This window comes from Lactobacillus sp. HBUAS51381, assembly GCF_012641095.1.
Taxonomy (GTDB): Bacteria; Bacillota; Bacilli; order Lactobacillales; family Lactobacillaceae; genus Levilactobacillus.
This window is the reverse complement of record NZ_JAAVSC010000010.1, coordinates 29,094-53,952: the sequence shown is the minus strand read 5'-3', so window position 1 is coordinate 53,952 and position 24,859 is coordinate 29,094. Positions and strand designations below refer to the sequence as shown.

21 protein-coding genes are annotated in these 24,859 nt (G+C 52.9%); 14 read left to right on the top strand and 7 right to left on the bottom strand.

Going from position 1 to position 24,859, the window contains the following annotated elements; translation table 11 throughout:
- Window positions 1-82 precede the first annotated feature (82 nt).
- The 3 genes from HEQ50_RS05275 to HEQ50_RS05265 all read left to right on the top strand — a co-directional run bounded on the left by HEQ50_RS05275 (window position 83) and on the right by HEQ50_RS05265 (window position 3,839).
- Window positions 83-2,614 carry a glycosyl hydrolase gene (locus HEQ50_RS05275; RefSeq protein ID WP_168899480.1) on the top strand — a complete coding sequence of 844 codons (2,532 nt, stop codon included), beginning with the start codon at window positions 83-85 and terminating at the stop codon, window positions 2,612-2,614.
- Between the two features lie 133 nt (window positions 2,615-2,747).
- Window positions 2,748-3,245, top strand: a complete 498-nt coding sequence (locus HEQ50_RS05270; RefSeq protein ID WP_168899479.1) for an isochorismatase family protein — start codon at window positions 2,748-2,750, stop codon at window positions 3,243-3,245.
- A gap of 114 nt (window positions 3,246-3,359) precedes the next feature.
- A complete protein-coding gene (locus HEQ50_RS05265; protein ID WP_168899478.1) occupies window positions 3,360-3,839 on the top strand; it encodes a glutathione peroxidase in 480 nt (159 codons plus the stop codon).
- Between the two features lie 563 nt (window positions 3,840-4,402).
- Here the strand turns inward: HEQ50_RS05265 and HEQ50_RS05260 are convergent.
- From HEQ50_RS05260 to HEQ50_RS05240, 5 genes are all read right to left on the bottom strand, one after another.
- Complete coding sequence (locus HEQ50_RS05260; protein WP_168899477.1) at window positions 4,403-6,325, bottom strand: copper-translocating P-type ATPase; 1,923 nt, start codon at window positions 6,323-6,325, stop codon at window positions 4,403-4,405.
- The gene (locus tag HEQ50_RS05255; RefSeq protein ID WP_168899476.1) at window positions 6,322-6,603 is read right to left on the bottom strand and encodes a cupredoxin domain-containing protein; all 282 of its coding nucleotides are present in this window, start codon (window positions 6,601-6,603) and stop codon (window positions 6,322-6,324) included. Before HEQ50_RS05255 ends, HEQ50_RS05260 begins: the two co-directional genes overlap by 4 nt.
- A 34-nt stretch (window positions 6,604-6,637) precedes the next feature.
- Complete coding sequence (locus tag HEQ50_RS05250; RefSeq protein WP_211089218.1) at window positions 6,638-7,012, bottom strand: cupredoxin domain-containing protein; 375 nt, start codon at window positions 7,010-7,012, stop codon at window positions 6,638-6,640.
- 374 nt (window positions 7,013-7,386) lie between these two features.
- On the bottom strand, window positions 7,387-8,217 hold the full coding sequence (locus tag HEQ50_RS05245) for a DNA-binding domain-containing protein (RefSeq protein ID WP_168899475.1): 831 nt from the start codon (window positions 8,215-8,217) through the stop codon (window positions 7,387-7,389).
- Entirely contained in the window at window positions 8,214-9,512 is a 1,299-nt protein-coding gene (locus HEQ50_RS05240) for a sensor histidine kinase (RefSeq protein WP_168899474.1), read from the bottom strand. Before HEQ50_RS05240 ends, HEQ50_RS05245 begins: the two co-directional genes overlap by 4 nt.
- Before the next feature lie 185 nt (window positions 9,513-9,697).
- Here HEQ50_RS05240 and argF point away from each other — a divergent pair, with 185 nt between their 5' ends.
- From argF to HEQ50_RS05220, 4 genes are all read left to right on the top strand, one after another.
- Complete coding sequence (gene argF / locus HEQ50_RS05235) at window positions 9,698-10,696, top strand: ornithine carbamoyltransferase (RefSeq protein ID WP_168899473.1); 999 nt, start codon at window positions 9,698-9,700, stop codon at window positions 10,694-10,696.
- Window positions 10,697-10,710: 14 nt separating this feature from the next.
- Complete coding sequence (gene arcC / locus HEQ50_RS05230; RefSeq protein WP_168899472.1) at window positions 10,711-11,637, top strand: carbamate kinase; 927 nt, start codon at window positions 10,711-10,713, stop codon at window positions 11,635-11,637.
- A gap of 744 nt (window positions 11,638-12,381) precedes the next feature.
- The gene (locus tag HEQ50_RS05225; RefSeq protein WP_168899471.1) at window positions 12,382-13,935 is read left to right on the top strand and encodes a YfcC family protein; all 1,554 of its coding nucleotides are present in this window, start codon (window positions 12,382-12,384) and stop codon (window positions 13,933-13,935) included.
- Window positions 13,936-14,124: 189 nt separating this feature from the next.
- Window positions 14,125-14,793 carry a hypothetical protein gene (locus HEQ50_RS05220; protein ID WP_168899470.1) on the top strand — a complete coding sequence of 223 codons (669 nt, stop codon included), beginning with the start codon at window positions 14,125-14,127 and terminating at the stop codon, window positions 14,791-14,793.
- Window positions 14,794-14,929: 136 nt separating this feature from the next.
- Here HEQ50_RS05220 and HEQ50_RS05215 read toward each other — a convergent pair whose 3' ends face one another.
- Entirely contained in the window at window positions 14,930-15,676 is a 747-nt protein-coding gene (locus tag HEQ50_RS05215; protein WP_211089217.1) for a sulfite exporter TauE/SafE family protein, read from the bottom strand.
- A 133-nt stretch (window positions 15,677-15,809) separates the two neighbouring features.
- On the opposite strand from HEQ50_RS05215, the gene HEQ50_RS05210 reads away from it, so the two are divergent.
- From HEQ50_RS05210 to HEQ50_RS05200, 3 genes are read left to right on the top strand one after another with little or no spacing between them, the layout of a single operon-like run.
- The gene (locus HEQ50_RS05210) at window positions 15,810-16,181 is read left to right on the top strand and encodes a GntR family transcriptional regulator (protein WP_168899468.1); all 372 of its coding nucleotides are present in this window, start codon (window positions 15,810-15,812) and stop codon (window positions 16,179-16,181) included.
- Complete coding sequence (locus tag HEQ50_RS05205) at window positions 16,178-16,888, top strand: ABC transporter ATP-binding protein (RefSeq protein ID WP_168899467.1); 711 nt, start codon at window positions 16,178-16,180, stop codon at window positions 16,886-16,888. Before HEQ50_RS05210 ends, HEQ50_RS05205 begins: the two co-directional genes overlap by 4 nt.
- A complete protein-coding gene (locus HEQ50_RS05200; RefSeq protein ID WP_168899466.1) occupies window positions 16,881-17,648 on the top strand; it encodes a hypothetical protein in 768 nt (255 codons plus the stop codon). Before HEQ50_RS05205 ends, HEQ50_RS05200 begins: the two co-directional genes overlap by 8 nt.
- A 645-nt stretch (window positions 17,649-18,293) precedes the next feature.
- Here the strand turns inward: HEQ50_RS05200 and HEQ50_RS05195 are convergent.
- Window positions 18,294-19,412 carry an ROK family transcriptional regulator gene (locus HEQ50_RS05195; protein ID WP_168899465.1) on the bottom strand — a complete coding sequence of 373 codons (1,119 nt, stop codon included), beginning with the start codon at window positions 19,410-19,412 and terminating at the stop codon, window positions 18,294-18,296.
- Window positions 19,413-19,789: 377 nt separating this feature from the next.
- On the opposite strand from HEQ50_RS05195, the gene HEQ50_RS05190 reads away from it, so the two are divergent.
- From HEQ50_RS05190 to HEQ50_RS05175, 4 genes are all read left to right on the top strand, one after another.
- Window positions 19,790-21,223, top strand: a complete 1,434-nt coding sequence (locus tag HEQ50_RS05190; protein ID WP_168899464.1) for a glycoside-pentoside-hexuronide (GPH):cation symporter — start codon at window positions 19,790-19,792, stop codon at window positions 21,221-21,223.
- Between the two features lie 134 nt (window positions 21,224-21,357).
- Window positions 21,358-22,134 (top strand): SDR family oxidoreductase, encoded by a 777-nt coding sequence (locus tag HEQ50_RS05185; protein WP_057735050.1) that lies wholly within the window; start codon window positions 21,358-21,360, stop codon window positions 22,132-22,134.
- 39 nt (window positions 22,135-22,173) lie between these two features.
- The gene (locus HEQ50_RS05180) at window positions 22,174-23,715 is read left to right on the top strand and encodes an FGGY-family carbohydrate kinase (protein WP_168899463.1); all 1,542 of its coding nucleotides are present in this window, start codon (window positions 22,174-22,176) and stop codon (window positions 23,713-23,715) included.
- Window positions 23,716-23,837: 122 nt separating this feature from the next.
- Window positions 23,838-24,650 (top strand): Cof-type HAD-IIB family hydrolase, encoded by an 813-nt coding sequence (locus HEQ50_RS05175; RefSeq protein WP_168899462.1) that lies wholly within the window; start codon window positions 23,838-23,840, stop codon window positions 24,648-24,650.
- Window positions 24,651-24,859: the final 209 nt, after the last annotated feature.

The window sequence follows — 24,859 nt, the reverse complement described above, 5'->3', positions numbered from 1 at the left end:
AAGTTCAGAAAAAATAGTGCCTGAGATTGAAGTTTTTGACTTTCTTCACTTTTAAAATTGCGATTGGAGCGTGACAAAACTTATGAATACGACACAAGTAAAAATCAATGGGGATCTTTTGGATACCACGGCCCAGGACGCCAATACATTCAAGGGGTTTGGATATCTGAGTTGTAATAATTCCTCGCGATTGTTGCTGGACTATAAAGCGGAACAGCCGGCGAGTTATCACCAGATCCTACAAATCCTATTCGGTGGGCAGCATCCGCTGATGACCATGGTTAAACTGGAGTTGGGGGACGATGCCAACACCTCGTCCGGCACGGAACCGGCAACGAAACGTGCCGCCGATGAGCCCGCTAACGTCTTACGGGGCGCGGGTTACCAGCTGATTGCGGATGCCAAGCGACTGAATCCGCAGTTGAAGACCAGTCTTTTACGGTGGGGCGAACCCGGGTACCTGCGGCCGTTGTGGCAAGCCGTGAAGAGTGACGATCCCGATCATCTCGTCAGTACCGACGCCTATGAACCGATGTATCAACTCTACAAGCAGACCATTGTCGCCGCCTATCAGCAGTTCGGGTACCTCTTTGACTACGTTGATCCGGACCGTAACGAGACCAAACACCCGATGTACCGGTGGATTAAATGGTTCGCCGACCGGTTGCGAACGGATACGGATTTTCCCACCGGCTTTCCGGTGGCGCAGTACCAGCGCATTAAGATCATTGCGGCCGATCAGAACTATGAAACGGACTTTGGCGATGCCATGCTCAACGATCCCGACCTGCTCCAACGGGTGGCGGCGGTCGGCTATCACTACAATACCGATGATGGCCCCCATAATCAATACAAACGACTAGCCGATAATCAAAAACGCGAGGTCTGGTACAGCGAGGGCATTGCGCCGATGACCTTTGGCAAATACCGCGTGCGGGCCAGTTCCGACGACGGGATCGGTGGGCAGCAGAGTGGTTTGGACGTGGCCAATCGCCTGATTAAGAGCTACGTCAAGTCGCGGCGAACGTTTTATATCTTTCAGCCGGCGGTCGCGGCGTATTACCCGGGCGTAAACTATAGCCATAAGGAATTGATCACGGCCAATCACCCCTGGTCCGGTTACTTCGAGGTCGATAACGTGGGCCTGCAGGTGATGAAACACTTCACGGACTTCGCCCAAGCCGGTTGGCAGGAAACCAATCCGTGGCGGTATCTGCCTAGCGCCTGTGACAGCCAGGTCGGCGGCACGGAGAACCTGACGACCCAGACGGCGGCCCCGAGCTACCTCACGCTGGTGGCGCCGGACAAGCAGGATTTCTCTACGATCTTTGTGAACGATAGCGCCGAACCGCGTACCTATACCCTGCAACTTCACCATTTACCAGCGGTCGGCAAGCCCGTCACGGTGTGGGAAAGTCGCGGACCGGAAGCCGGACAGGCCTATGATAGTGGGTTGAAACGCCAGCGCGAGACGATCACGGCTAAGGCGGGGCAACTCACCGTTCACGTGCGGTCACATTCTATTGTGACGGCGACGACTTTGGACTTGGGGGCCGATCCGGCCGTGACCTATACCCGGCAGGTGGCACCCGTTGACAATGACTTGCTGGACGTGGCCGACAGTCAGGCCATCTTCTACCAAGACGACTTTGGTTATGCGACGGACTATCAGGCCAAACGAGGCGGCACGCCGCGGTATACCACGGATCAGGGTGGCGCCTTTGAGGTTGAGGTTCGTGATGGTCAGGGGGTCTTGCGCCAACAGATCACCGAAACCGAACGGGCCTTAGACTGGGAGTATTCCTACGCGCCGAACTTTACGCTGGGAGATGACCGTTGGCGAAACTATACCGTCCAGCTGTCGGTGAAATTTGACCAGCAAACGCAACAGAACTCGCCTAGTGGCAACTATCTGGGGATTGGGTTGTACCAGGTCACGGACGTCAAGGGCCGCTTGGAAAGTGCGCCGTACGTCTTCAAATTGATGACGGATGGCGGTTGCCAACTCCTCAAGGACGATCGAGTCGTGGCCTTGCAGCACGTGGACAATTTAGACTTGGCCCGTCTGCATCAAGTCCGCTTCGGCATACAGGGAAATCGGCTCACGGCCAGCGTTGATGGAAACCGGGTGTTCTCATATGTAGATACGGATAATCCGCATTACAGTGGCCGAATCAAGGTGGGAACGGGATACTACCATACGGAAATTACCCAGATTGTCGTGGCGAAAAACGACTTGGCTGACGGTGTGCAGTACCAGCGGATCGATGACCTCGACGAACGGGTCACATACCAAGGCGAATGGCAACACGACTGTGGTTTGGGCAATACGATTTGGAATCGGACGCTTTCGACCGGAAAAGCCTCGGATCAGACCCAACTGGCCTTTGACTTTACGGGAACCGGATTCGCACTATATGGCCAACAGCCAGCGACAAGTCGCCTGTGTGTGAAGGTGGATGGTCACCTGTTGGCGGCGAACTTTCAGCCTCAGCGCGCGGCCGACAAGTCGGAGAACGCCGTCTTCTTAGGCCTCTCCGCGGTTAAGCATCACGTGACCGTGGCCGTGACGGCGGGAACGTATGCGCTGGATGCGCTGGGATTTTATCGGTAACGGAACCGATTGCCTGAGACCGGGTGCTTGTTAGTCAACATGGATTAGGTGGTTGATGGAACACCCTAAGTGATGAAATTTTGAGGGAAGCGTGCTACACTCAAAATAACTAATGACCGAAAGGGTGAGAGCCATGCCACAGGCAGATGTATTGTTAGTGATTGATGTTCAGACTGGGTTGAATCAAGCGGCGGGGTACGCCGAACTGGTTGATCGAATCAACGAGCGCCTGGATATTTATCATGATGAAGAACGACCGGTAATTTTTATGCAGCATACCGATGACGAGTTGCCGTATGGCAGTGATGCTTGGCGGTTGGATGCCCGGCTGAACCGGCAAGCGGACGACACGGTTTTTCTGAAATACCATTCGGATTCTTTCTACGAAACGGGGTTGGCTGATCGACTACACCACATTGATGCGGAGAGCGTTGAAATCTGTGGGTTGCAAACGGAATACTGTGTGGACACGGCCTTTCGGGTCGGTCATGACCGCGGGTTCGATATGATTACGATTGCGGGGATGAGTACGACCTTCGATACGCCAGAACTGCCGGCCGCGGTCATTCGTCGGCATCATGAGGGCATTTGGAATGGTAGCTTTGCGACCGTTTATCAAGCCGTCGAATAACTTCCAATTAAAATTAATTGGCGTATAATTGAGTTATGCACAATTGAATGAACCGTATTTTTTGAGGGGGGAAGCTGGCACAGCTCTCCTCTTTTTTAGAAAGGAAGTTTTCAAATGACGGCAATTTACGATTTTTCAGAGACTGAAATGAGCGGTCAGACCATTGACTTTAACGACTATCGTGGCAAGGTGCTTTTGATCGTCAACACGGCCAGCAAGTGTGGGTTAGCGCCCCAGCTCGAAGGGATTGAAGCCCTGTACAAGAAGTATCATGATCAGGGTCTTGACGTCCTGGGCTTGCCCTCGAATCAATTTCACCAGGAACTCGATTCGGACGAGGCCACGAGCGACTTCTGCCAGCTGCACTATGGTGTGACGTTTCCTATGACCAAACAGGTGCGGGTCAACGGGGATGAAGAAGATCCGTTGTTTACCTACCTAAAGGCCACTGCCGGGCACGGCCGGATCAAGTGGAATTTCACCAAATTCTTGCTTGGCCGCGATGGCCAGTTGATTGACCGCTACGCCCCGATTACCAAGCCGGAAAGCTTTGAGGATGCGATTGTTCAGGCCCTAGGTGTGCCGGTTAAGTAAATGAGCTGAGGGTTGAGTTCCCAGACGACAAGCTTTAAATTGGTCGTCAATCCCACCTGCGGCAGCCAGAGATTCCGGCGCTGTGGGGACCGCCTGCGGCCTGAGAAGCGGTCCTCCGGCTCGGTTTGAAGCCTGACCAGAATCGTCAGTCTCCAAACACGTCCCGCGCTGTAAGCTGTTGCACAGCTAACACCGCTGTCACGGCTGCCTGCATCTCTGGCTACCTCCGGTTACGGTAGGCTGGAAGCCACTTTGGTACTGTCGACATGTCAACGTTCTTCTCCGTTGATTCGTCACACCCCATGTAGCCGTGAGTGAGTCAAATTTGGTCTCAGCCGTGGGAGTTTCCAAGTGGTTTTGCTTGGAAACTGGCGACTTTGAGACGCGATTTTTCGGCTCAAAGCGAGGAAAAAGACAGCACTTTGGCTTTTTCCGTCCTGCCCACCGCGTTCCAGACCAAATTTGGCGAACGGTAAGGCGGCCAGTATGACACAGAAATACAGATTAAAAAGGCGTTGACCACCGGAATTGCTTCGATGGTCAACGCCTTTTTGGATTTAAGTTTAAGCGGCAACTGTCGTCGTTAGCTTGCTCTTGTTAAGGAGTAACGAGCTAGCGACCACGGAGAAGGAGCTGAAGGCCATCCCCAAGCCCGCTAGTTCGGGACTCAACATCAGACCAATTCCAGCAAAGATCCCGGCGGCAACCGGAATCCCGAGGGTATTGTAGATGAAGGCCCAGAAGAGATTCAATTTGATTCGGCTGAACGTCTTCTGACTGAGCTCGAGTGCGCGAACGACATCGAGCAAGTCATTCTTGACCAGCACGATTCCGCCGGATTCAATGGCGATATCGGTACCGGAGCCCATGGCAATCCCCACATCGGCAGTGGTCAGGGCAGGCGCGTCATTGATGCCATCCCCAACGAAGGCGACAGGACCCGTCGCTTGGAGGCGTTCAACGGCCGCGGCCTTATCGGCTGGGAGCACGTCGGCAATGACCTCGTCGATCCCCACTTGATCGGCAATGGCTTGGGATACCCGTTGGTTGTCTCCGGTCAACATGACCGTCCGCAACCCACACTTCTTCAGGGCGGCGATGGCCGTAGCGGAACTTGGCTTGGGCGCATCCTGGATGGCAATGAGCCCGATGACCTGATCGTTTAAGCCCACGAGCACCACTGTTTTTGCGGCGGCCTGCAGTTGGGTCATCTGCGCTTGTAGGTTGGGGGTTAGCTGGTTATCGGTCAGTAGCTTGGTATTCCCGATAAATGCCCGCTGCCCCTCAAGCGTGGCTTGGACGCCCTTACCCTGTAGGGCTTGGAAATCCGCAACGACCTTAGGCGTCAGATTGTCGGTCTTGGCCGCAGCCAGAATCGCCGTTGCCAGGGGATGTTCAGAGGTTGCTTCCAGGCTCGCGGCGAGTTGGAGTACCTGCTTGCGATCGCCCACGACATCGGTGACTTGCGGCTGACCGGCAGTGATGGTGCCCGTCTTATCGAAGACCACCGTCTTGATACGGTTGGCCATCTCCAGGACCTCACCATTTTTGATGAGAATGCCCAGTTTGGCACTCCGACCGGTACCGACCATCAATGCGGTTGGCGTGGCGATTCCTAAGGCACAAGGGCAGGCGATGATGACCACGGAAACGGCAAAGAGCATGGCGTTGACCAGACTCGCACCGAGAAAGACGTACCAAACGGTAAAGGTCAGAATTGCCGCAATCAAAACGGCGGGAACGAAGATATCGGCCACCCGGTCCACCGTCTTTTGAATGGGGGCGTGACTGGTTTGGACCTTCTTGACCATTTCAACAATCTGCGCGAGTAGGGTATCATCGCCAACCTTGCCGGCCTTGAACAGGAAGGTTCCCGTGCCGTTAATGGTGGCGCCAATGACGGCATCGCCAGCCTGTTTGGTGACGGGCATGCTTTCCCCAGTCACCATGGATTCATCAATCGTTGAAGTTCCCTCGGTGATGGTGCCATCGACCGCAATCTTCTGTCCGGGTTTAACCCGAATGATGTCGCCGACCGCCACGTCATTTAAGGGAACGGAGATAAGTTGACCATTGCGCAGGACTTCGGCTTCCTTGGCCTGTAAGTTGACCAATTTTTCCACGGCACCAGAAGCGGCGTGCTTCATTTTTTCTTCAAAATATTGGCCGAGGAGAATAAAGGTCACCACGAAGGCCGCACTTTCAAAGAAGACGGCCTTGCCGGTTAACATCGCGTAGATGCTGTAAAGGTAAGCCGTCGCCGTTCCCACGGCCACCAGCGTATCCATGTCGGCGTGGTGGTGTCGGAACGCCGCCCAGGCGCTTTGAATGAAGGGCCGAGCGGAGAGCACCATGACGCCAGTGGTGAGGACAAACATGGTCCAGTTGCCACCTGGAAGCATGAGGCCAAAGGGTTTGGTTACCATTTCCACCAGCATGGGGAGCGACAGAATTAGCGAAATAATGAACCGATTCTTAATGGTCATGGTGCGACCACCACCTTGCCGTGAACCATGCCCATGCCACAACTGAAGGGTTGTTCGCCAGCAGCGCTTGTGTCAATGGTGAAAGTCTGCGGTGTGTTCAGGGGTAGATCAGTGACGAGGTTCCGGTCGGGGAATTGGACCTGATCCAGACAGCCGGTCGTGCTAATTCGATTGAATGTTACGGTGGCGGGAACGCCCTGCTTCAAGGTTACGGTGCTGGGAAAATAACCGCCGTCTACGGTGATGGTAACAGATTGTGTTGCGTTTGATTTTGTCATAAGATAACCTCCATTTGGGTTTAATTCTGAACGATTACTTAATGATGACCTTGCCGTGAAACATGTTCATCCCGCAAGCGTAGTCGTATTCGCCGGGCTTGCTGGTGTCAATGGTTATGGCGTGGTTCTCGTCCTTGGGCAAAAATTCGTTAATCCCGAAGTCCGGGAAGACGACTTGTTCCAGACAGGTCGAGGGGTCCTTTCGGTTAAAGGTAATCTGGGCCGGAACGCCGCGTTTTAACACCACGGTGCTGGGGGAATAGCCCCCGCTAACGGCGACGTCAACATCTTGTTTGTCGGTCGTGACCATGTCGGCCGAAACGGCGGTCGTGGTGTGTTTACCGAAGAACCACCAGGCAATGAAGGCAATGGCGGCCGCGGCAATCAGTAAGACGAATAGTTTATCCATGATTGAATCCACTCACTTTCTCTTTATGTTTACAAATGTAGTCGATGTAAATAGCTTAATCCCATCGTTTACATTTGTCAACGTAAAAATAGCCGCGGTCGTTATTTTTTTGTGAAACCGGTTTGGGATTGCATGGGGCAGTGGGGTCGTGATGACCATCTTCTAGATGTCCCAGATAACGCCAAAAAGCGCCGAGGACCGGAGTCTCAGACGCTTTTTGGGGAATGAATTTGATCCACACGAAGCAACGCGGTGTCGTCGATTGCCGTGGATGACGGTTGATGTTTCAGCGGTGATCCTGCCGATTTAGGCGGAATAACTAGCAAAGCTATAATGTTCGCCAGTTCAACGCCTGGTTGGCCCACGTTTACCGCTCAAACCTCTTGAACCAGGCCATCGAAGAACCGCTTAAGCGAGGTCTTGCCCCGCGTGCTGCGTTCGCCCTCCAGATAGAGCATTTCGCTACGGACGTTCTTGTATTCGTAGAGCGTGTTGGCGTACTCCACCACGATTTCATCACCCATGTCGTCTAGGCACAGGTGGGCGAGGTTGGTCAGTCCCGTCTTAATGGCGCGCCGCACGCGTTGAAAGACGATCTTTTTTTCGCGGTCATCGATGTGGTAGGCCACGTTGAAGTCGATTTCACGGAAGCTGAGCTGCTGGTCAAGCATGATCTGGGTGATGGCGAGAATATCGGCGGACCCGGCCTCGGATGTGATGCCGAGAAAACGCAGGATAGAAAGGATCTTGGCCTTCTGCGCCTGATGGGGGTCGATCGCGGGCTTGGCGACGGTCACACCGCCCACCAGGGACTGAATGTCGTTGAGTTTGGCCGCCATTTGGATGTTCTGGGCGACTTTCTCTACGACCGTTTTGACCTCAATCAGGTTGATGGGTTTGTCGATAAAAAATTCGATGCCGGCCTGGTAGGCCTCGGCCCGGAGATCGGCGTCCTTGACCTGAGAAATCATGATGAACCGTAGCGTCGGGTGCAGACGTTTTAGTTTGCCCACCAGCTCGATGCCGGACATGCCGGGCATGAGAAGGTCAACCAAGACGATGTCCACGTCCAGCAACATGATGTCGGCGATGGCCTTGGGGGCGGCCGGGGCCGTGCCCACCACGCTATTGGCGGGGTCTTGTTCCAGAATCCGCCGGAGCATCATGGGGATAGCTGGGTCGTCATCAACGATGTAAAAGTTCATTGGGAGGCCTCCTGAGTGAGTCGTTGTTTGTTGAGCGTGATGTCAAAGCTGGTGCCCTTGCCAGGCGTGGACGACACTTGAATATCGCCGTCAAACTGTTCCTGAACGATGATTTTGACGTGGGACAGGCCAATGCCGCGGTAAACGTTGCCCGTGACCTCATCGAATTTGGTGCTAAATCCCGGCTGAAAGATCATGGCCTGCGTGTCGGCGTCCATGCCACTACCGTTGTCGCTCACCGTGATCGTGATGTTGGGACCGGCATCGGCCACCGTCACCCGAATTTGGCCCTGGGATTGGTCCAATAGGGCATCGGCGCTGTTAAAAATTAAGTTAGAGAGAATCGACACGACATAGTAATGATTGGGGACCACGAGATCGACGTGGCTGTGGGTATCAATCACAACGCCGCGTTGGTCCTCCTTCAGAGCCTCGCGAATGTAACGCGTTGTGATTTTGAGGATATCGGCTAACTGCATGGGGGTGGTCTGATCGTTTCCGAAGTAACTGCCGAGGCCACAGATGACGTTTTGATAATCCTTCTTAATCTCGTGAACGTCTCGGGCAATGGTTAATGCCATCTCTTGTTCAGCGGGAGTAGCGTTGGCGTCTTGCAGGTGTTTGTTCAGGAGGTAGGCGTTCTTCATCACGTTTTCGATTTCCGTAATGTTCTTGCGCATGAAGTAGACCTCGCTCTTCACCACGGAAGCCACCCAGATGAAGTGATAGTACTGCTGCTCATGGTCCTCGTCGCGAATCAGGAGCGTGAAGTGGTGGTAAAGAAAGGCCAGGCCACAGCTAATCAGACTGCGCAGGAGGGCGGTGACGAAGAGCAGCTGGAACAAGCGATAGTGGTAGTCGGTGAAGCCGGTTAGAATGCTCACTTCCAGCAGGTTCGCCAGGTAGTCGCAGACGATGATGGTGAGTAGAAATGAACTGTTGTTGCGCTCTCCCTTGCGCCAGTAGAGGGCGTAGTAGAGCAGACCGTAACAGACGTAAAAGGCCATATCGGCGATCACGTAGCGGACGTTATCGGTCCGGCTGACGTCGTTGCCGATAAAGAGTAGAATCCCCCGGAAGATGGGCGAAGCGATGGCGATGGCCACCGTGATGTAGATGGGATTCAGATCCGCGTTGAAGTAGAGAAAAATCGGCAATAAAAGCACGGAGAGGGTCAGAATGAAGCCGGGGGTGTAGGCCGTAAAATTCACCTGAGAGGCTAAAGCGATACAGGTGGCCGCAATCAGGATGCGGCGGTAGCGTTCGTGACTGATGAAGCGGGTTTGTTTCAACATGAAATAACTCCTCACAAAATAAGTTGACGGACGTTGCGAAAATAGTGGCGATACCACGCCGAGGACGGACAAAAGGCGGTCAAAAATAATTTTTCAATTATTTTTAGCACGTTGTGAAGCTTCGTGAAGTTTTACGAAACCGATTACATATACTGTCATTGTAAATAACAAAGGAGGAATTAACAATGTACAATTTGCGGAATCGGAGTTTTCTCACGTTATTGGACTACACCCCTAAGGAAATGGGCTTCCTGTTACAACTGGCCGAAGATTTAAAGAAAGCCAAGTATGCCGGGACGGAACAGCAAAAGTTAAAGGGTAAAAACATCGCCTTGATTTTTGAAAAGAACTCGACAAGAACCCGTTGTGCATTCGAAGTGGGCGCCTACGATCAAGGGGCTCACGTGACCTACCTCGGCCCTTCCGGCACCCAGATGGGCAAGAAGGAATCGGCTAAGGATACGGCGCGGGTGTTGGGTGGCATGTTTGACGGCATCGAGTACCGGGGCTTCTCCCAACGGACGGTGGAAACGCTGGCGAAGTATTCCGGCGTGCCCGTTTGGAACGGCCTGACCGACGAAGATCATCCGACCCAAGTCTTAGCCGACTTCTTAACCGCGAAAGAAATTCTGAAGAAGCCATACGACCAGATCCACTTTACATACGTGGGCGATGGCCGGAACAACGTGGCGAACGCCTTGATGATTGGTGCGGCCATCATGGGGATGACCTACCACCTGGTTTGCCCAAAGGAACTGAACCCGACACCAGAATTGCTGGCGAAGGTCGATGCCATTGCGGAACAGACCGGAGCCACTATCTTCATTACGGACGATGTGGATGAAGGCGTCAAGGGTTCGGATGTCCTCTATACCGACGTTTGGGTTTCCATGGGTGAACCCGATGAAGTCTGGACGGAACGGATCAAGCTCCTCTCTCCATACCGGATCACGGCGGAAATGATGGCCAAGACGGGCAATCCCAACTGTATCTTTGAACACTGCCTGCCATCCTTCCACGATACGGAAACCAAGGTTGGTAAGGAAATCGAAGAGAAATTTGGCCTGACCGAAATGGAAGTGACCGATGAAGTCTTCGAGAGTCCCGCTTCGGTCGTCTTCCAGGAAGCCGAGAATCGGATGCACACGATTAAGGCGGTCATGGTTGCCACTTTAGGCGAATAACGGAGGGCGAGCAGATGGCAAAAATCGTTGTTGCCCTGGGCGGCAATGCCCTGGGCAAGTCACCGGAAGAACAGCTAGAACTGGTTAAACATACCGCGACATCCCTGATTGGCTTGGTTGAAGCGGGCCATAAGGTCGTCATCAGTCACGGTAATGGTCCGCAAGTCGGGGCGATTAATCTGGGGATGAACTACGCGGCCGAACACGGTCAGACGGCGGCCTTTCCCTTCCCGGAATGTGGGGCGATGAGTCAAGGCTACATTGGCTATCACCTGCAACAAAGCTTGCACAATGAACTTCAACGACGGAGCATTACGAAAGATGTCGCCTCGGTGGTAACCCAAGTTGAGGTGGACGAGAGCGATGCGGCTTTCCAACATCCCACCAAACCCGTGGGGGCGTTCTATAGCAAGGAAGACGCCGATCGGATCGTTGCCGAGAAGGGCTATACCTTCGTGGAGGATGCTGGCCGGGGCTATCGGCAGGTAGTACCGTCACCACAGCCCAAGTCCATCATCGAACTCAAGAGCATCAATGATCTGATTGAAAACGACAACCTCGTCATTGCCGGTGGCGGTGGCGGCGTGCCCGTGGTGAAGACCCCCGCCGGTTTGAAAGGGGTCCCGGCTGTCATCGACAAGGACCGTTCCAGTGCTCTGTTGGCAGCCAACATCGCCGCCGAACAATTGATTATCCTGACGGCTGTGGATGCGGTTTACATCAACTATGGCTCGCCGGATGAGGATGTTCTACGTGAATTGACGACCGCCGAAGCCAAACAGTATATCGACGAAGGCCAATTTGCACCGGGCAGCATGTTACCCAAGATTGAGGCTTGCCTGGACTTTGTGGCATCGGGTGCGAACCGCACGGCCTTGATTACCTCACTCGACCGGCTCGATGATGCCTTGGCCGGTAAGGTGGGAACCTTGATCAAATAAATTAAACCTACTGTGGTAGGCGTGGCGAGCACACTGACACTAGCTGACAGGATGACTATCCGAGTTTTGATACCAAATGAAACGTGTCCGTATCGGCTTGCCAGACACATAGAGCGTGGTCCAAAGGATTGGCGTAATACCCGTTCTTTTGGGCCACGCTTTGCCATGTCACCGCAAGTATTTACTTGGCGATGATCCGATCACCTGCGGCAGCCAGAGATTCTGGCGCTGTGGGGACCGCCTGCGGCCTGAGAAACGGTCCTCCGGCTCGGTTTGGAGCCTGACAAAGATCGTCAGTCTCCAAACACGTCCCGCGCTGTAAGCTGTTGTACAGCTAACACCGCTGTCACGGCTACGGCCATCGGTTCTGGCTGCCTCCGGTTACGAATGATGAAAATCACTAAAAGTGCGGTAGCATCGCTGAAATGGCAATGTTCATCTACGTTAATTGGTAACATCGGATGTAGCCGTGAGTGAGCCAAATTTGGTCTCAGCCGTGGGATTTTCCAAGTGGTTTCTCTTGGAAAATGGCGACTTTGAGACGTGGGTTTTCGGCTCAAAGCGAGGGAAAAGACAGGGCTTTGGCTTTTCCCGTCCTGCCCACCGCGTTCCAGACCAAATTTGGCGAACGGTAAGGCGAGCCAGTATAGTCTGTAGTGAAGGTTTATTGCCAATATATCTTGCATATTTTAGTTAGAATCATTGCGTAGGACAGAAGTCAACTAAGAGCAAAGGGGTGGAAACATGGATACACCAGCACAACAACCCAAGAAGAAGTTTAAGCTGCGGATGCCCGGAGCATTTGTGATCTTATTTATTTTAACGATTGTTGCCGTGATGGCGACGTGGTTGATTCCCGCCGGCTCCTATTCAAAACTAGCGTACGAACCGTCCAGTTCCGCGCTGGTCATCACCAAGCCTTCGGGGAAAACGGAGAAGGTTGCGGCGACGCAAGAACAACTGGATAAACTCGGCGTGAAGATTCAGATCGGCGAATTTACCTCCGGCGGCATCACGCAGGCCGTATCGATTCCCAATACTTATCAACGATTGAAGCAACATCCGGCCGGTCTGGGCGCCATCACCAGCAGTATGGTGCGGGGAACCATTGAGGCCGTCGATATTATGGTCTTCATCTTCGTCTTAGGGGGCCTCATCGGCGTGGTGAAAGCCAGTGGGGCGTTTGAAGCCGGCCTGCTGGCGTTGACCAAGAAGACGAAGGGCCATGAGTTTATGCTTATCTTCATGGTCGCGGTCCTCATGATTTTAGGGGGAACACTGTGTGGAATTGAAGAGGAGGCCGTGGCCTTTTACCCGATTCTGGTGCCCATCTTCATCGCGATGGGTTACGACTCCATCGTCTGTGTGGGGGCCATCTTCCTGGCGAGTTCGGTCGGGACCTCGTTCTCCACGATTAACCCGTTCTCCGTGGTGATCGCGTCCAACGCGGCCGGTATCAACTTTACCGAGGGGATTGTGTGGCGGATCGTTGGGCTGATTGTGGCCTCGATCTTCGTCATCTGGTACCTCCACTGGTACAGTAAGAAGGTCAAGGCGACCCCCGCCTTCTCTTACACCTACGAGGACCGCTCCTCCTTTAACAAGATGTGGTCGGTGGCCTCTGGCGATAGCGAAGAGGGCAGTGAGTTTACCTTCCGGAAGAAACTTATCCTGATTCTGTTCGTGGTCACCTTCCCGATCATGGTGTGGGGCGTCATGTCCCAGGGCTGGTGGTTCCCAACCATGGCCTCGTCCTTCCTGGCCTTCGCCATTATTATCATGTTCCTGACGGCGACTGGGAAATACGGTATCGGTGAAAAGGGCGTCGTGGATGCCTTTACCAATGGTTCTGCGAGTCTGGTCGGCGTTTCCTTGATCATTGGGTTGGCCAGAGGGATTAACCTGGTCATGAATGAAGGGTTAATCTCCGACACCATTCTTCAATATTCCTCGACGCTGGTGGCCCACGTGAGCGGATCGGTCTTCATCCTGATTCTGATGCTGATCTTCTTCGTTCTCGGGTTCATCGTGCCATCCTCCTCCGGTCTGGCGGTGTTGGCGATGCCAATCTTTGCGCCATTGGCGGATACGGTGGATATTCCCCGTTTCGCCGTGGTTACGGCCTACCAATTCGGTCAGTACGCGATGCTCTTCCTGGCCCCAACCGGCCTGGTCATGGCAACCCTGCAGATGCTGGACATGAAGTATTCTCACTGGTTCAAGTTCGTTTGGCCGGTCGTGGTCTTCGTGCTGGTCTTTGGTGGCGCCATTCTGGTGGCCGAGGTCTTGGTCAGCTGAGCGGCGATTAGCTAATCTTAAGTCTCCTTGTAAAATGGTCCGTTCCCGATACTTTATCGGGAGCGGGCCGTTTTGTTTCGTGAAAGCCCAACCGGCCGATCCCCAAAGCCCAATTCGGCAACGATTGTTTAGCACGTGCTATACTTATCATATGTAAGCAAGTAAACGATGCGTGCGAGGAGGCAGAACATGTCACTGACGACTGCGAAAGATTATTTAGTATTGACGGAAAGAATTAACGACAAACCGGTGCTGCGGACGCGATTCACCACACAGGCCTACCTGGTCTTGGCCACCCTTTTAGACCTGGTTGACCAGCAGATTCTGGCGGTGGACGACGGTCAGGTCCGGATTGCCGATGCGGCTAAATTTGCCGCGTTACCCCAATACCTCAATGAGTTGAAGATTCGGCTACAGACCGACTTGCGACAGGATACACGGCTCAAGACGATTTTAAAGATTGTGACCAGTTGGAACATTGTCAACGACATTTATGATGGGATCGGAGCCGAGCTGGAAGCGGACGAATTGGTTGAACGGGTGGTCTTTCAGAACAATCTGAAGCCCCACGTCATCTATGAGCCTAAAGATACGAGTCGCCAGCAAGTACGAACCGCGCTGGTCCAGCAGATCACAGCGGGACAACTCACACCGGCTAATCGCAATCTCTGGCTGATTTTGCGCCAGCAAGATGCGTTGAAATATTTGTTTTCTGACCACCAGTTGCCGGAATTGACAACGGCTTTCGAGCAGCAGGCGAGCCAATCCGCAGCGGCTGCGACGGCCCAAAAGCTGGTCGAGACGGCGGGTGAAATTATCCAGATGAAGAAGTTTGAAATGGATAGCTGGCTGAGCTAGCGGTCGACCGTTGACTTATTCGTTGAGCTTGGATTTAATGATTATGAACAACATGAAAAAGCCATTCCGGGTGCTACTGGAATGGCTTTTGTGATGCTTGCTGAAGGTTGTGATGTATTATGGACGATAAGTCTGACTAGAAAAACAGATAATAGGCGCCACTTAGCCCAATGAAGACGTAGATGTATCGCTTCACTGTTGCGATGTTCAAGTGATTAAGGAGCCGCGCCGCAATCGCCGTCCCCAGGATTGCGCCAACCATACCGACCAAGATGTCGGGAATCACGGCGGTGGTGAGAATGCCGTTGGCGACCCGTAGCGTGGTGATGTAGACAATATCGATGAGGAAGAACGTTTGGATATTGGCGATGTAGTCACCCGTGGACTTGGCGAGCGATAGGAAGTAGAGCGCCATGAGCGGGCCCCCGATACCGAATAAGCCGTTGAAGAAGCCCGAGATAATCATGAAGATACCGGCGACGAACCACGGATAGGGTTGGGTGCCGGCTTTTTTGTTGAATGAAAAGTACAGCGAGAGGGCGATGAGCAAGCCGCCCAGCAGCATTCGCAACAGGTGGACGTCGAGCGTCCGAACTAAGTGAACGGACCAAGCGGCCACGCTGGCATAGACCAGAAAGGGGATGATGATCCGCTTGAGATGGATGTCGTGGCGGTAGCGCAGGACCAGCGTCAACACGCTGGCAGCCATGATCAGTGAAGCCACACCAGCACTTTCCGCAATCGGCAGAATGCTGGGCAGAAAGATCATCATCATGATGGCCGCGCCAAACCCGGTCAGTCCCTGAACCAGGCCGGCCAGGAAGCCAAATAGAATAATTAAAAACCAGGTCACAGGACCCACTCCTTTTGAATAGACTTGCATCCAGTGTGGCGGATTATCAGTGAGATGTCAACGGCGCCAACGACTTTCGTTAAATTAAGGCGACACCCTTGTCAAAGCGTCCATGAGATGTTATAGTGTAATAGTAAAATATAACACTAGGGAGGCGGGCAACGTGAACTTTGACGATAAGATCCCAATTTACTATCAAATCGAGAATTATATCTATCATGAGATTATCACGGGGGCGTTGAAACCCGGGGAAAAGTTACCGTCCGTGCGGCAATTGGCCGTCGATGTCACGGCTAACGTGAACACCGTTCAGCGGGCGCTCAGCGAGATGATTACGGCAGAGATTATTGAATCCAAACGCGGTAGGGGGAATTTTGTCACCATGGAGACAGCTAAGATCGATCAACTTAAAGTCAAATTAGTCACGGCACAATTGGAACGGGTCTACGATCAACTCCACGCGCTGAACCTGAGTGATGACGAGATCGTCACGAGTCTCCAGCAGTATATCCAACAGAGGGGGCAAGCCAAATGACAGACAGTTTAACCATGCAAGGCGTGATCTACAAGCGGGGCATGAAAACCATTTTACATGATGTTGACCTGACACTAACCCCCGGCAAGATTGTGGGACTGTTGGGTGAAAACGGCGCGGGGAAGACCACCCTGATGCGGCTGATTACCGGTAGTGCTAAGGGGAAGGGCACCACGATGGTCAATGGCGCGGCTAGCGAAGCGGAACGGAAACAGTACGTCAGCTTTTCCGAACAACTGCGAGGATTTTCTGGCAACGTCAAGTTAAGCCGAATCTTAGACTTTTACGAAACAGTCTACAGCGACTTTGAAGCCGACCGTTTTACCGAACTCGCCGACTTTCTCCAGATCGATACCAGCCTGAAGTTAGCGGCACTGTCCAAGGGGATGAAGGAAAAATTAGTCATCGCCTTGACCCTGGCTCGTCGTACCAGTCTGTATCTGTTGGACGAACCCTTCAGTGGGATTGACAGCATGAGCCGTAAGAAGATTATCAACAGTATTATTCAGTGGAAGCCGGAGAATGCGACGATGGTGATCAGTGACCACTACGTTTCCGAGATCGCGCCGATCCTAGATGAGATTGTGGTCGTTAAGGACCAGACCATTTACACGCATCGCAAGGCCGATGAAGTGCGTGAGAAGTTTAACATCGGCATTGAGGCCTACTACGAGAGCTTGTATGAGAGGGGCAACGACTATGACTAATTTTGGAAAATTGTTTAAAGTGTTCAACCGGAGTAAATTTTCGACGGTCAACCAGTTGATGGTGATCGAATTGGCCGTCATTGCCATCAGTCTGATCTGGGCCTTGGTTACCGGAAATATGTCGCAGATGAGTGTGCTGGGGACCGTCAGTGGTTGGGCGGGACTCGCGTATATTGTGGGGTTCGTCCTGATTGCCCGCCGTGCCGAGAACGCCTTTACGCATGACACGTATCGGCTGATTCCGGCCAAGGATACGACCTTTTACCTGGCCAACTTAGCCTCGTCACTGGTCATGTTCCTCTATCTGATTGCCCTGCAGGTTGTCTTACATCTGATTGGAATTGGCATTGCTTGGTCACAGATTAGCCCAGGATTAGATGGGATAATGCGTCTGAGGAATATCAGTAGCGGGGAGCTGGCTAAGGGCATCACGCTGGTCGTCCTCGTGGTCCTAGCGCTCTTCATTCTGGCACTGACGACGGTCACGCTGATTCATTTGACCGTGAGCGCCACGAACAACTTCCTACCAGCGGCTGGCAAGCGCGTGGTCGATGCCGTTCTCTACATCGTGGTCATCATTCTAGTGGTTCGTCTCGTGGCCTTCTTCTTTGGTCAAGTGAACCAGCTGATGACGACGCTAAACATTCAGGGGACGACGAATATGGTCTTGCCAATTCTGGGAATGTTGGTGTTAGCCGCATTAGAGTCGGTGCTCAACATCTTCTTGATGAAGCGTTGGGTGGAAACGGTCGCCAACTAACCGTTATAATTTAGGCAATCAAAAAGGTCGGGAAATTTTCCCGGCCTTTTTTGCTGAAAATTGTAAGGCATCTACAGGCAATAATCGTTACTATGGATAACTACCAAAAATAGATGTTGATGCTACGATAGACCAGACTGGCCACCTTACCGTTCGCCAAATTTGGTCTGGAACGCTGTGGGGAGGATCGGGAAAAGCCAAAGTGCTGTCTTTTCCCTCGCTTTGAGCCGTCAGCCCGCGTCTCAAAGTCGCCATTTTCCAAGCAGAACACTTGGAAAATCCCACGGCTGAGACCAAATTCAGCTCACTCACGGCTACTTGGAGTGTCCCCAATTAACTTGGCGTAAACGTGGTCACTTCGGCGATGTACCCGCAATTTTAGTGGTCATAATCGCCGTAACCGGAGGCAGGCAGAGATGTAGGTAGCCGTGACAGCGGTGTTAGCTGATTTTCAGCTTACAGCGCGGGACGTGTTTGAAGACTGACGGTCTTGGTCAGGCTTCGAACCGAGCCGGCGGACCGCTTTTCAGGCCGCCGGCGGTCCCCACAGCGCCGGAATCTCTGGCAGCCGCAGGTGGGATTGGCGACGATTTTTATGAGGACACCCCTGATTGGCTGGAACCAATCGATGGTTTGAATTTTTTTCTAAATATTGCGTAATTGGTTCTGAATAGCGGGGATCGCTGCCCCAATCGCGACGGCGTGATCCACGACGGACCCGCGTTGCAGGTAACCCGAGGTTTCGGGAAAGACGGAGAGCTGTTTGAGCCGTTTTTGAAGGGCCTTGACGTGTGATTCGGTGAGATATTTCGTCAGTTCGCCGGCAATCACAATCGGCAGATCGACGAACATGTGAAGGTTGTAGATGGCTTCGGACAGGTAGTTCAGGTAGGTTTCGAAGCGCGCCTCAACCAGATCGTTGTGCTGATGAAGGTCGGCAAAGAAGGTACCGAGATCCTCGTTGGGTTGGAGCAGGGAGCTGACGGAACAGTACGTTTCAATGCAGCCGCGCCGACCGCAATAACAGATGGGCCCGTCCGCGGAGTTCAACGTGATGTGTTCCATCGTGCCACTGCGGCCACTGGGGCTCTTGAAGACTTGTCCGTTGATGATGATGGCGGTCCCGATATGCTCACCGATGGAGAGAAAAATCCCATCGGTGGGCTTTTTGGCATATTCGGCGACGGCAACGCAGTCAGCATCATGATAGAAAGTGACGGGGAAGGGCAGATATTGGCCAAAGTTATCGGCCTGCATACCGGTACAATCGAGAATCTTGCCGTAGAGAATGGTCGTGCCGTCATTGGAGATCAGCCCTTGAATCCCAATGCCGACACCGCTGATTTGAGTCAGACTGAAGCCCTTGGTTTGGAGAAAGCTGAGCAGTTGCTGACTGAGTGCCTGGGCGTACTGGTCATCGTTCGCAAAGGGCAGATTGGTGGTGTGGAGAGCCAATACCTCATTACGCAAATTGAGGACGGTCATGGTGGCGTAGGTCCGGAAGATTTCCACGCCCACGCTCAGACTGACGTTGGGGTCAATCGCGTAGGCGGTAGCCCGGCGTCCGATCAATGACTTGAGCTGCCCGTTTTTGATGATGAGGTGTCGTTCGGTTAATTTTTGCAGGTTGGAACTCACCGTGGGCAGGCTTAGGCCCAGGGTATCCGCAATGTCCTGCTTGGAAAGCTTGTCGCTGTCATAAAGTAGATGATAAATATCCGAGTAGTTCGAGTGCTGAATGGCTTGCATATTACTGGTACTCATGATGGGCCTCCTTCTGAATAAGACTGAATAGGTTTAGTGTAGCACATTTAGATGAAATAGAAAGAGACTTGGGATAATTGTGTAACCGTTATCATTGCTGATCTGTGGTGATTTTGCAGAAATGTAGGTGTCGAAACAGGGACACTGGCTAAAAATGTATAAGTGAATATTTCACAAAAGGATTTAATTGGACACAATTTATCACGACTAAGGGGTGTCACACTGGTTATATGGCTGTCTGTGATCATGTGAAATAGATATTTATACCGTCAACCGGTTGCTTATGTAAGCGATTGCAATTATACTAGTGCAGTAAATTGATTTTACCAAACGAGTTTATAAAAAGGCTTGTATTAATTCTTTGTGAGGTGTTGGAATTGAAGAAATATCTATCCTATGCGTTGGGAACGTTTGGTCACGACGCGTTCTATAACACATTGAGCATTTATTTTATGATGTTTTTGACCAGTCAATTATTCACGAGCGGTGCCGATGAGAAGATGGTCGGCATTGTGACGACTCTAGTGGTCGTGATTCGGGTCGGCGAAATCCTGTTCGATCCCATGATTGGTGGGGTTGTAGACAATACGAATACCCGCTGGGGCAAGTTTCGACCGTGGATCATGATTGGGTCGGTCGTGGCTTCGCTGGGATTGGTCTTTCTGTTCTCGGACTACTTTGGCCTGGCCTGGAGTAATCCCACGATGTACCTAATCTTGATTGCCACCACCTTCCTGATTATCGACGTCTTCTACTCATTTAGTGATATTGCCCTGTGGTCCTTGCTGCCCGCAGTCAGCCTGGACTCCAAGACACGGACCAAGTTTGGGACGGCCTCACGGATTGGGTCGACGCTGGGCGCTCAGATCGTTATCGTCATCATTACGCCCGCCATCATGCTCTTTTCTCACTGGATCTCCAAGGTGCCCTTTGGCCAGCAAACGCGAGCCGGCTGGACGGGCTACGTCATCATTGTGGCCCTGCTATGTACCGGGGGTGCGCTGATTACGTCCCTGAACCTGAAGGAACAGCACAACGTGATTCGTTCTAACGTGAAGCATACCACGCTCTCCGATATCTTTCGGGCGATCGGCCGGAACCGCCAACTGCTCTGGATTGCGGCTTCGTACTTCCTATTTGCCTTTAGCTATGTGGTCACCAACTCACTATTGATGTACTACTTCCGTTACCGGTTGGGCAATGCGGGCGCCTACACCTGGGTGGGGGTCATCACCTGTGTGCTGGGGATCATCTCGGTTGCGCTGTACCCGGCGCTGGAAATGTTGATTCGGCGTAAGGCCATCTACATTGGTGGTATCGCTTTTATGCTGATTGGCTACGCCTTGTTCTTGTTTGCCGGACAGAATTTACTGCTGGTTTTGCTGGCCGTATCCTTTTACTTCTTTCCCTATCCACTAATCTTCTTGGCCACACTGATGACGATTACCGACAGTGTGGAATACGGTCAGTTGGTCAATGGCGTGCGGAATGAATCCGTCACGCTGTCGATCCGGCCGCTGATTGATAAGCTTGCTGGGGCCGCTTCCAACGGGATCGTGGGGATCGTGGCCGTGATGGTCGGGATGACCGGGAATGCCCATCCCAGCGATATTTCCGCTACGGGGGTTTCCCAGTTTAATCTCTTCATGTTCTACATTCCGATTGTATTGTTGATCTTGGCCGCCATTATTTTTTGGCTCAAAGTGACCCTGACGGAAGAAAAACACGCCGAAATTGTCCGTGAACTCAAAAAGCGGTTGAAGACAAAGTCGGCAGAAACCCAGTCCCAGCAGGCAGTTCAGAACGATTAAGCGTCAGCCAGTTTAGGAAAATATGAAAACGTTCTCAAAAACTATTGACTTCTCGCTTTTGAGGGATTATGCTAAGTCGTGAATTAAAGAAAGTCATTTTACAAAATACATTTATAATTTAGGAGGAATTCATCATGGGTATTTTAGATAGAATGCGTTTGGATGGCAAGAAAGCTTACGTTACGGGAGGCGCACAAGGTTTAGGTAAGGCGATGGCTACTGGCTTAGCCGAAGCCGGTGCCGACGTTGCCATCGTTGATATCAACATTGCCAAGGCCCAAGAAACGGCCCGCGAGATTGCGAAAGCCACTGGTCAAAAGGCCATCGCCATCAAGACGGATGTCACCGATCCAGAACAAGTCCAAAACATGATTGACACGGTCGTTAAGGAATTGGGTGGTTTGGATGCCGCCTTCAATAACGCCGGCATGTGCTTGAACGTTCCCGCCGAAGAAATGACCTTTGAACAATGGCAAAAGGTGGTCAACTTAAACTTGAACGCCGTCTTCCTTTGCTCCACAGCGGCTGGTCGTTACATGTTGAAACAAGGTTCTGGTTCCATCGTGAACACGGCATCCATGTCCGCGCACATCGTCAACCGGCCACAACCACAATGCTCCTACAACGCCACCAAGGCTGGAGTCATTCAATTATCCAAGTCACTGGCCATTGAATGGGCCAAGAAGGGCGTGCGGGTCAACACCATGAGTCCTGGCTACATGGGAACCGATTTGACCTTGAACTCACCTGACTTGAAGCCATTAATCAAGACTTGGAACGACTGGGCACCATTGGGCCGCTTAGGCAAGCCAGAAGAATTACAAGGGATGGCCGTTTACTTAGCTAGCGATACCAGCAGCTTCTCAACGGGTTCCGATTACTTAGTCGATGGCGCCTTCACCGCATGGTAAAACGTTGCGCATAACGCTGGATTAAAGAGGGGAATAACGATGAAATACTTGATTGGTACGGACATTGGGACTTCGGGAACGAAGAGTATCCTGATGGACACGAACGGCAAACTCATTGCCCAAGATTTGGAAGAATACGACGTTTTGACGCCCCGTCCCTTGTGGGCAGAGCAGTGGCCAGACGTTTGGCTCAAAGGCGTCAAGGATTCCATTCGCGCGGTCGTTCATGAAAGCGGTATCGCACCGGCGGATATTAAAGGGATTGGTCTGAGCGGTCTATATGGTGGCTCGGGTGTGCCGGTGGATGAGCACATGAACCCGGTACGGCCCGACCTCATCTGGATGGATCGGCGTGCGGCCGGCGAAACGGAATGGGTCAAGGAACACGTTGATTTAAAGCGGTTGTCCGAGATCACGGGGAACGATGTGGTTGACCCATACTATGGGTACACGAAGGTCCTATGGATTAAGAACCACGAGCCAGAGAACTGGAAGAAGACGGCGATGTTCTTGCCGCCCAACAACTACGCTATCTACAAATTGACGGGCGAAGTTTCCATTGACTACTCCGCCGCGGGGAACATCGGGGGCTTCTACGATGTCAACACCGGGACGTGGTCGAAGGAAATGATGGACGCCATGGGGGTTCCCATGGACAAAATGCCGCAGAAGTTTGTGGATGCCACCGAGATTGCGGGACGCTTAACGGCCGACGTTGCGGCTGACTTGGGTCTCGATGCGGGCACACCGGTGATTGCCGGTGGGGTCGACGTGGGTGCCGCCAACATCGGCATGGGCGTCTTCGAACCCGGCCGCTACGTTGCGGCTATCGGGTCTTCCATGAACGCCGCGTTAGTGAGCGAAAAGCCAATCAAGGGCAAGGGCCTCATCGTTTGGCCGTACCCGTACAAATCGCGCGAATTGGTTTACAACTTTAGTGGGTCCGCAACTGCCGGGGCTATCACGAAGTGGTTCCGCGATAACTTTGGCGATGCCGAAGTCGCCGTACACAACCAAGGCGGACCGAACGCTTACGTTACCTTGGGCGCGGAAGCCAAGGATGTGCCGGCTGGGAGCCGCGGATTGGTCGTTCTCCCTTACTTTATGGGTGAACGCGCACCCATCTGGAATTCCGATGCCAAGGGCATGATCTTCGGCTTATCGTTGGTCCACACCAAGGCCGATCTCTTCCACGCCTTCCAAGAAGCCGTCTGCTACGCGCTGCGTCATAGTATGGAAAGCACGGGCCGGGATCTCGGCGATTACATTGTGATTGCCGGTGGGGTCACGAACTCGCCGGATTGGGTTCAAATGTTTGCTGATGTCACGGGTTATGCGGTCCGGACACCCGTTGACGATGCCGAAGCCAATCTGGGGGATGTCATGCTGGCTGGCTTGGCCACGGACACACTGACCGTTGACGAAGTGCAGAAGTGGCAGGTCCTGGGTGACAAGGTGGAACCCCGGGCCGAACAGCATGCGACCTACAACAAGTACTATCAACTTTACCGGAAACTCTACGATGATTTAGGCGACGATATGCATACGCTGTCATTGATTTCCGGGATTGAAGAATCTTAAGTTGCGGTCCTGAACGCGTCTGACGAGAGCAGATCGCGCTGACCTGACGACTAAATTTATCAACTTTAATGAAGAGTTCGGGAATTCTATCTCGGACTCTTCGTTAGGTTAGGAGGGGAATCATGTATCGACTCATTACCAGTGACCTCGACGAAACCTTACTGCGTGCGGACGGGAGTGTTTCCACGGAAAATGTGGCGGCCATCCAACGGGCGACCCAAGCGGGCATTAAGTTTGTCCCTAATACCGGTCGAAGTTTTCTGAGTATTCAGCCCCTACTGAAACGGTTGGGCCTGTGGAACCAGCCGCAACAGTACGTGATTGCGTACAATGGCGGCGCGGTCGTGGAGAACTTGGACAATCGGGTTCTGATCAAGCACGCGATGCCGTACGCTGTGGCAGCCGCCGTCTTTGCCGTATTACGGCAGTTCGATGTGGCGATTCACGTCTATACGTTGACCGACCTCGCCATTTATCATCCGCGCGCCGATGATCTGGCCTATTTACAGACGCGCGGCGTTCGGGCAACGACCCTGCACGGGGATTTTGCGCAGTTTCGATCACAACCGATCATGAAGGTGATTGCCATGAATCCGGACGCGACGGTGCGGCGAGCGGCCAGGGATGCGGTGGTGGCGCAGGTCACGCAGCCGGTAAACTGTACGTTTTCATCGGGTCGCTACATGGAAGTGAATCCGGTGGGCGTCGATAAGGGCACGGCAACCTTGGCGTTGGGGCAGCGGCTGGGCGTGACTGCCGCTGAGATAATGGCCATCGGGGATAATGCGAATGATTTGCCCATGCTCACCCAGGTTGGCTGTCCGGTGGCGGTCCAGAATGCGACGCCGGAAGTCAAGGCCGTGGCGACTCACGTCACCGCCGCCAATTTTGAACGGGGTGTGAGTGAGGCGATTACGCGCTGGGGCCTGAGTTAGCAAGGGGGGTCTGTTGAAAATGCGGAATGATACAACTGAAAAGAACGCTAACGACGGCCAGAGAGGGGCAACTAGTTAGCCGGTTTGCTCACGCGGTGGTCGCGTACGCTCACGGGTCGTGGTGAGGATTGTTGGGGAAATGGGCTGGGGGGTCCGTTATGCGAAAATGGCCCCGTGGACTAGGCCAATAAGTTACAAATGAAAATAAG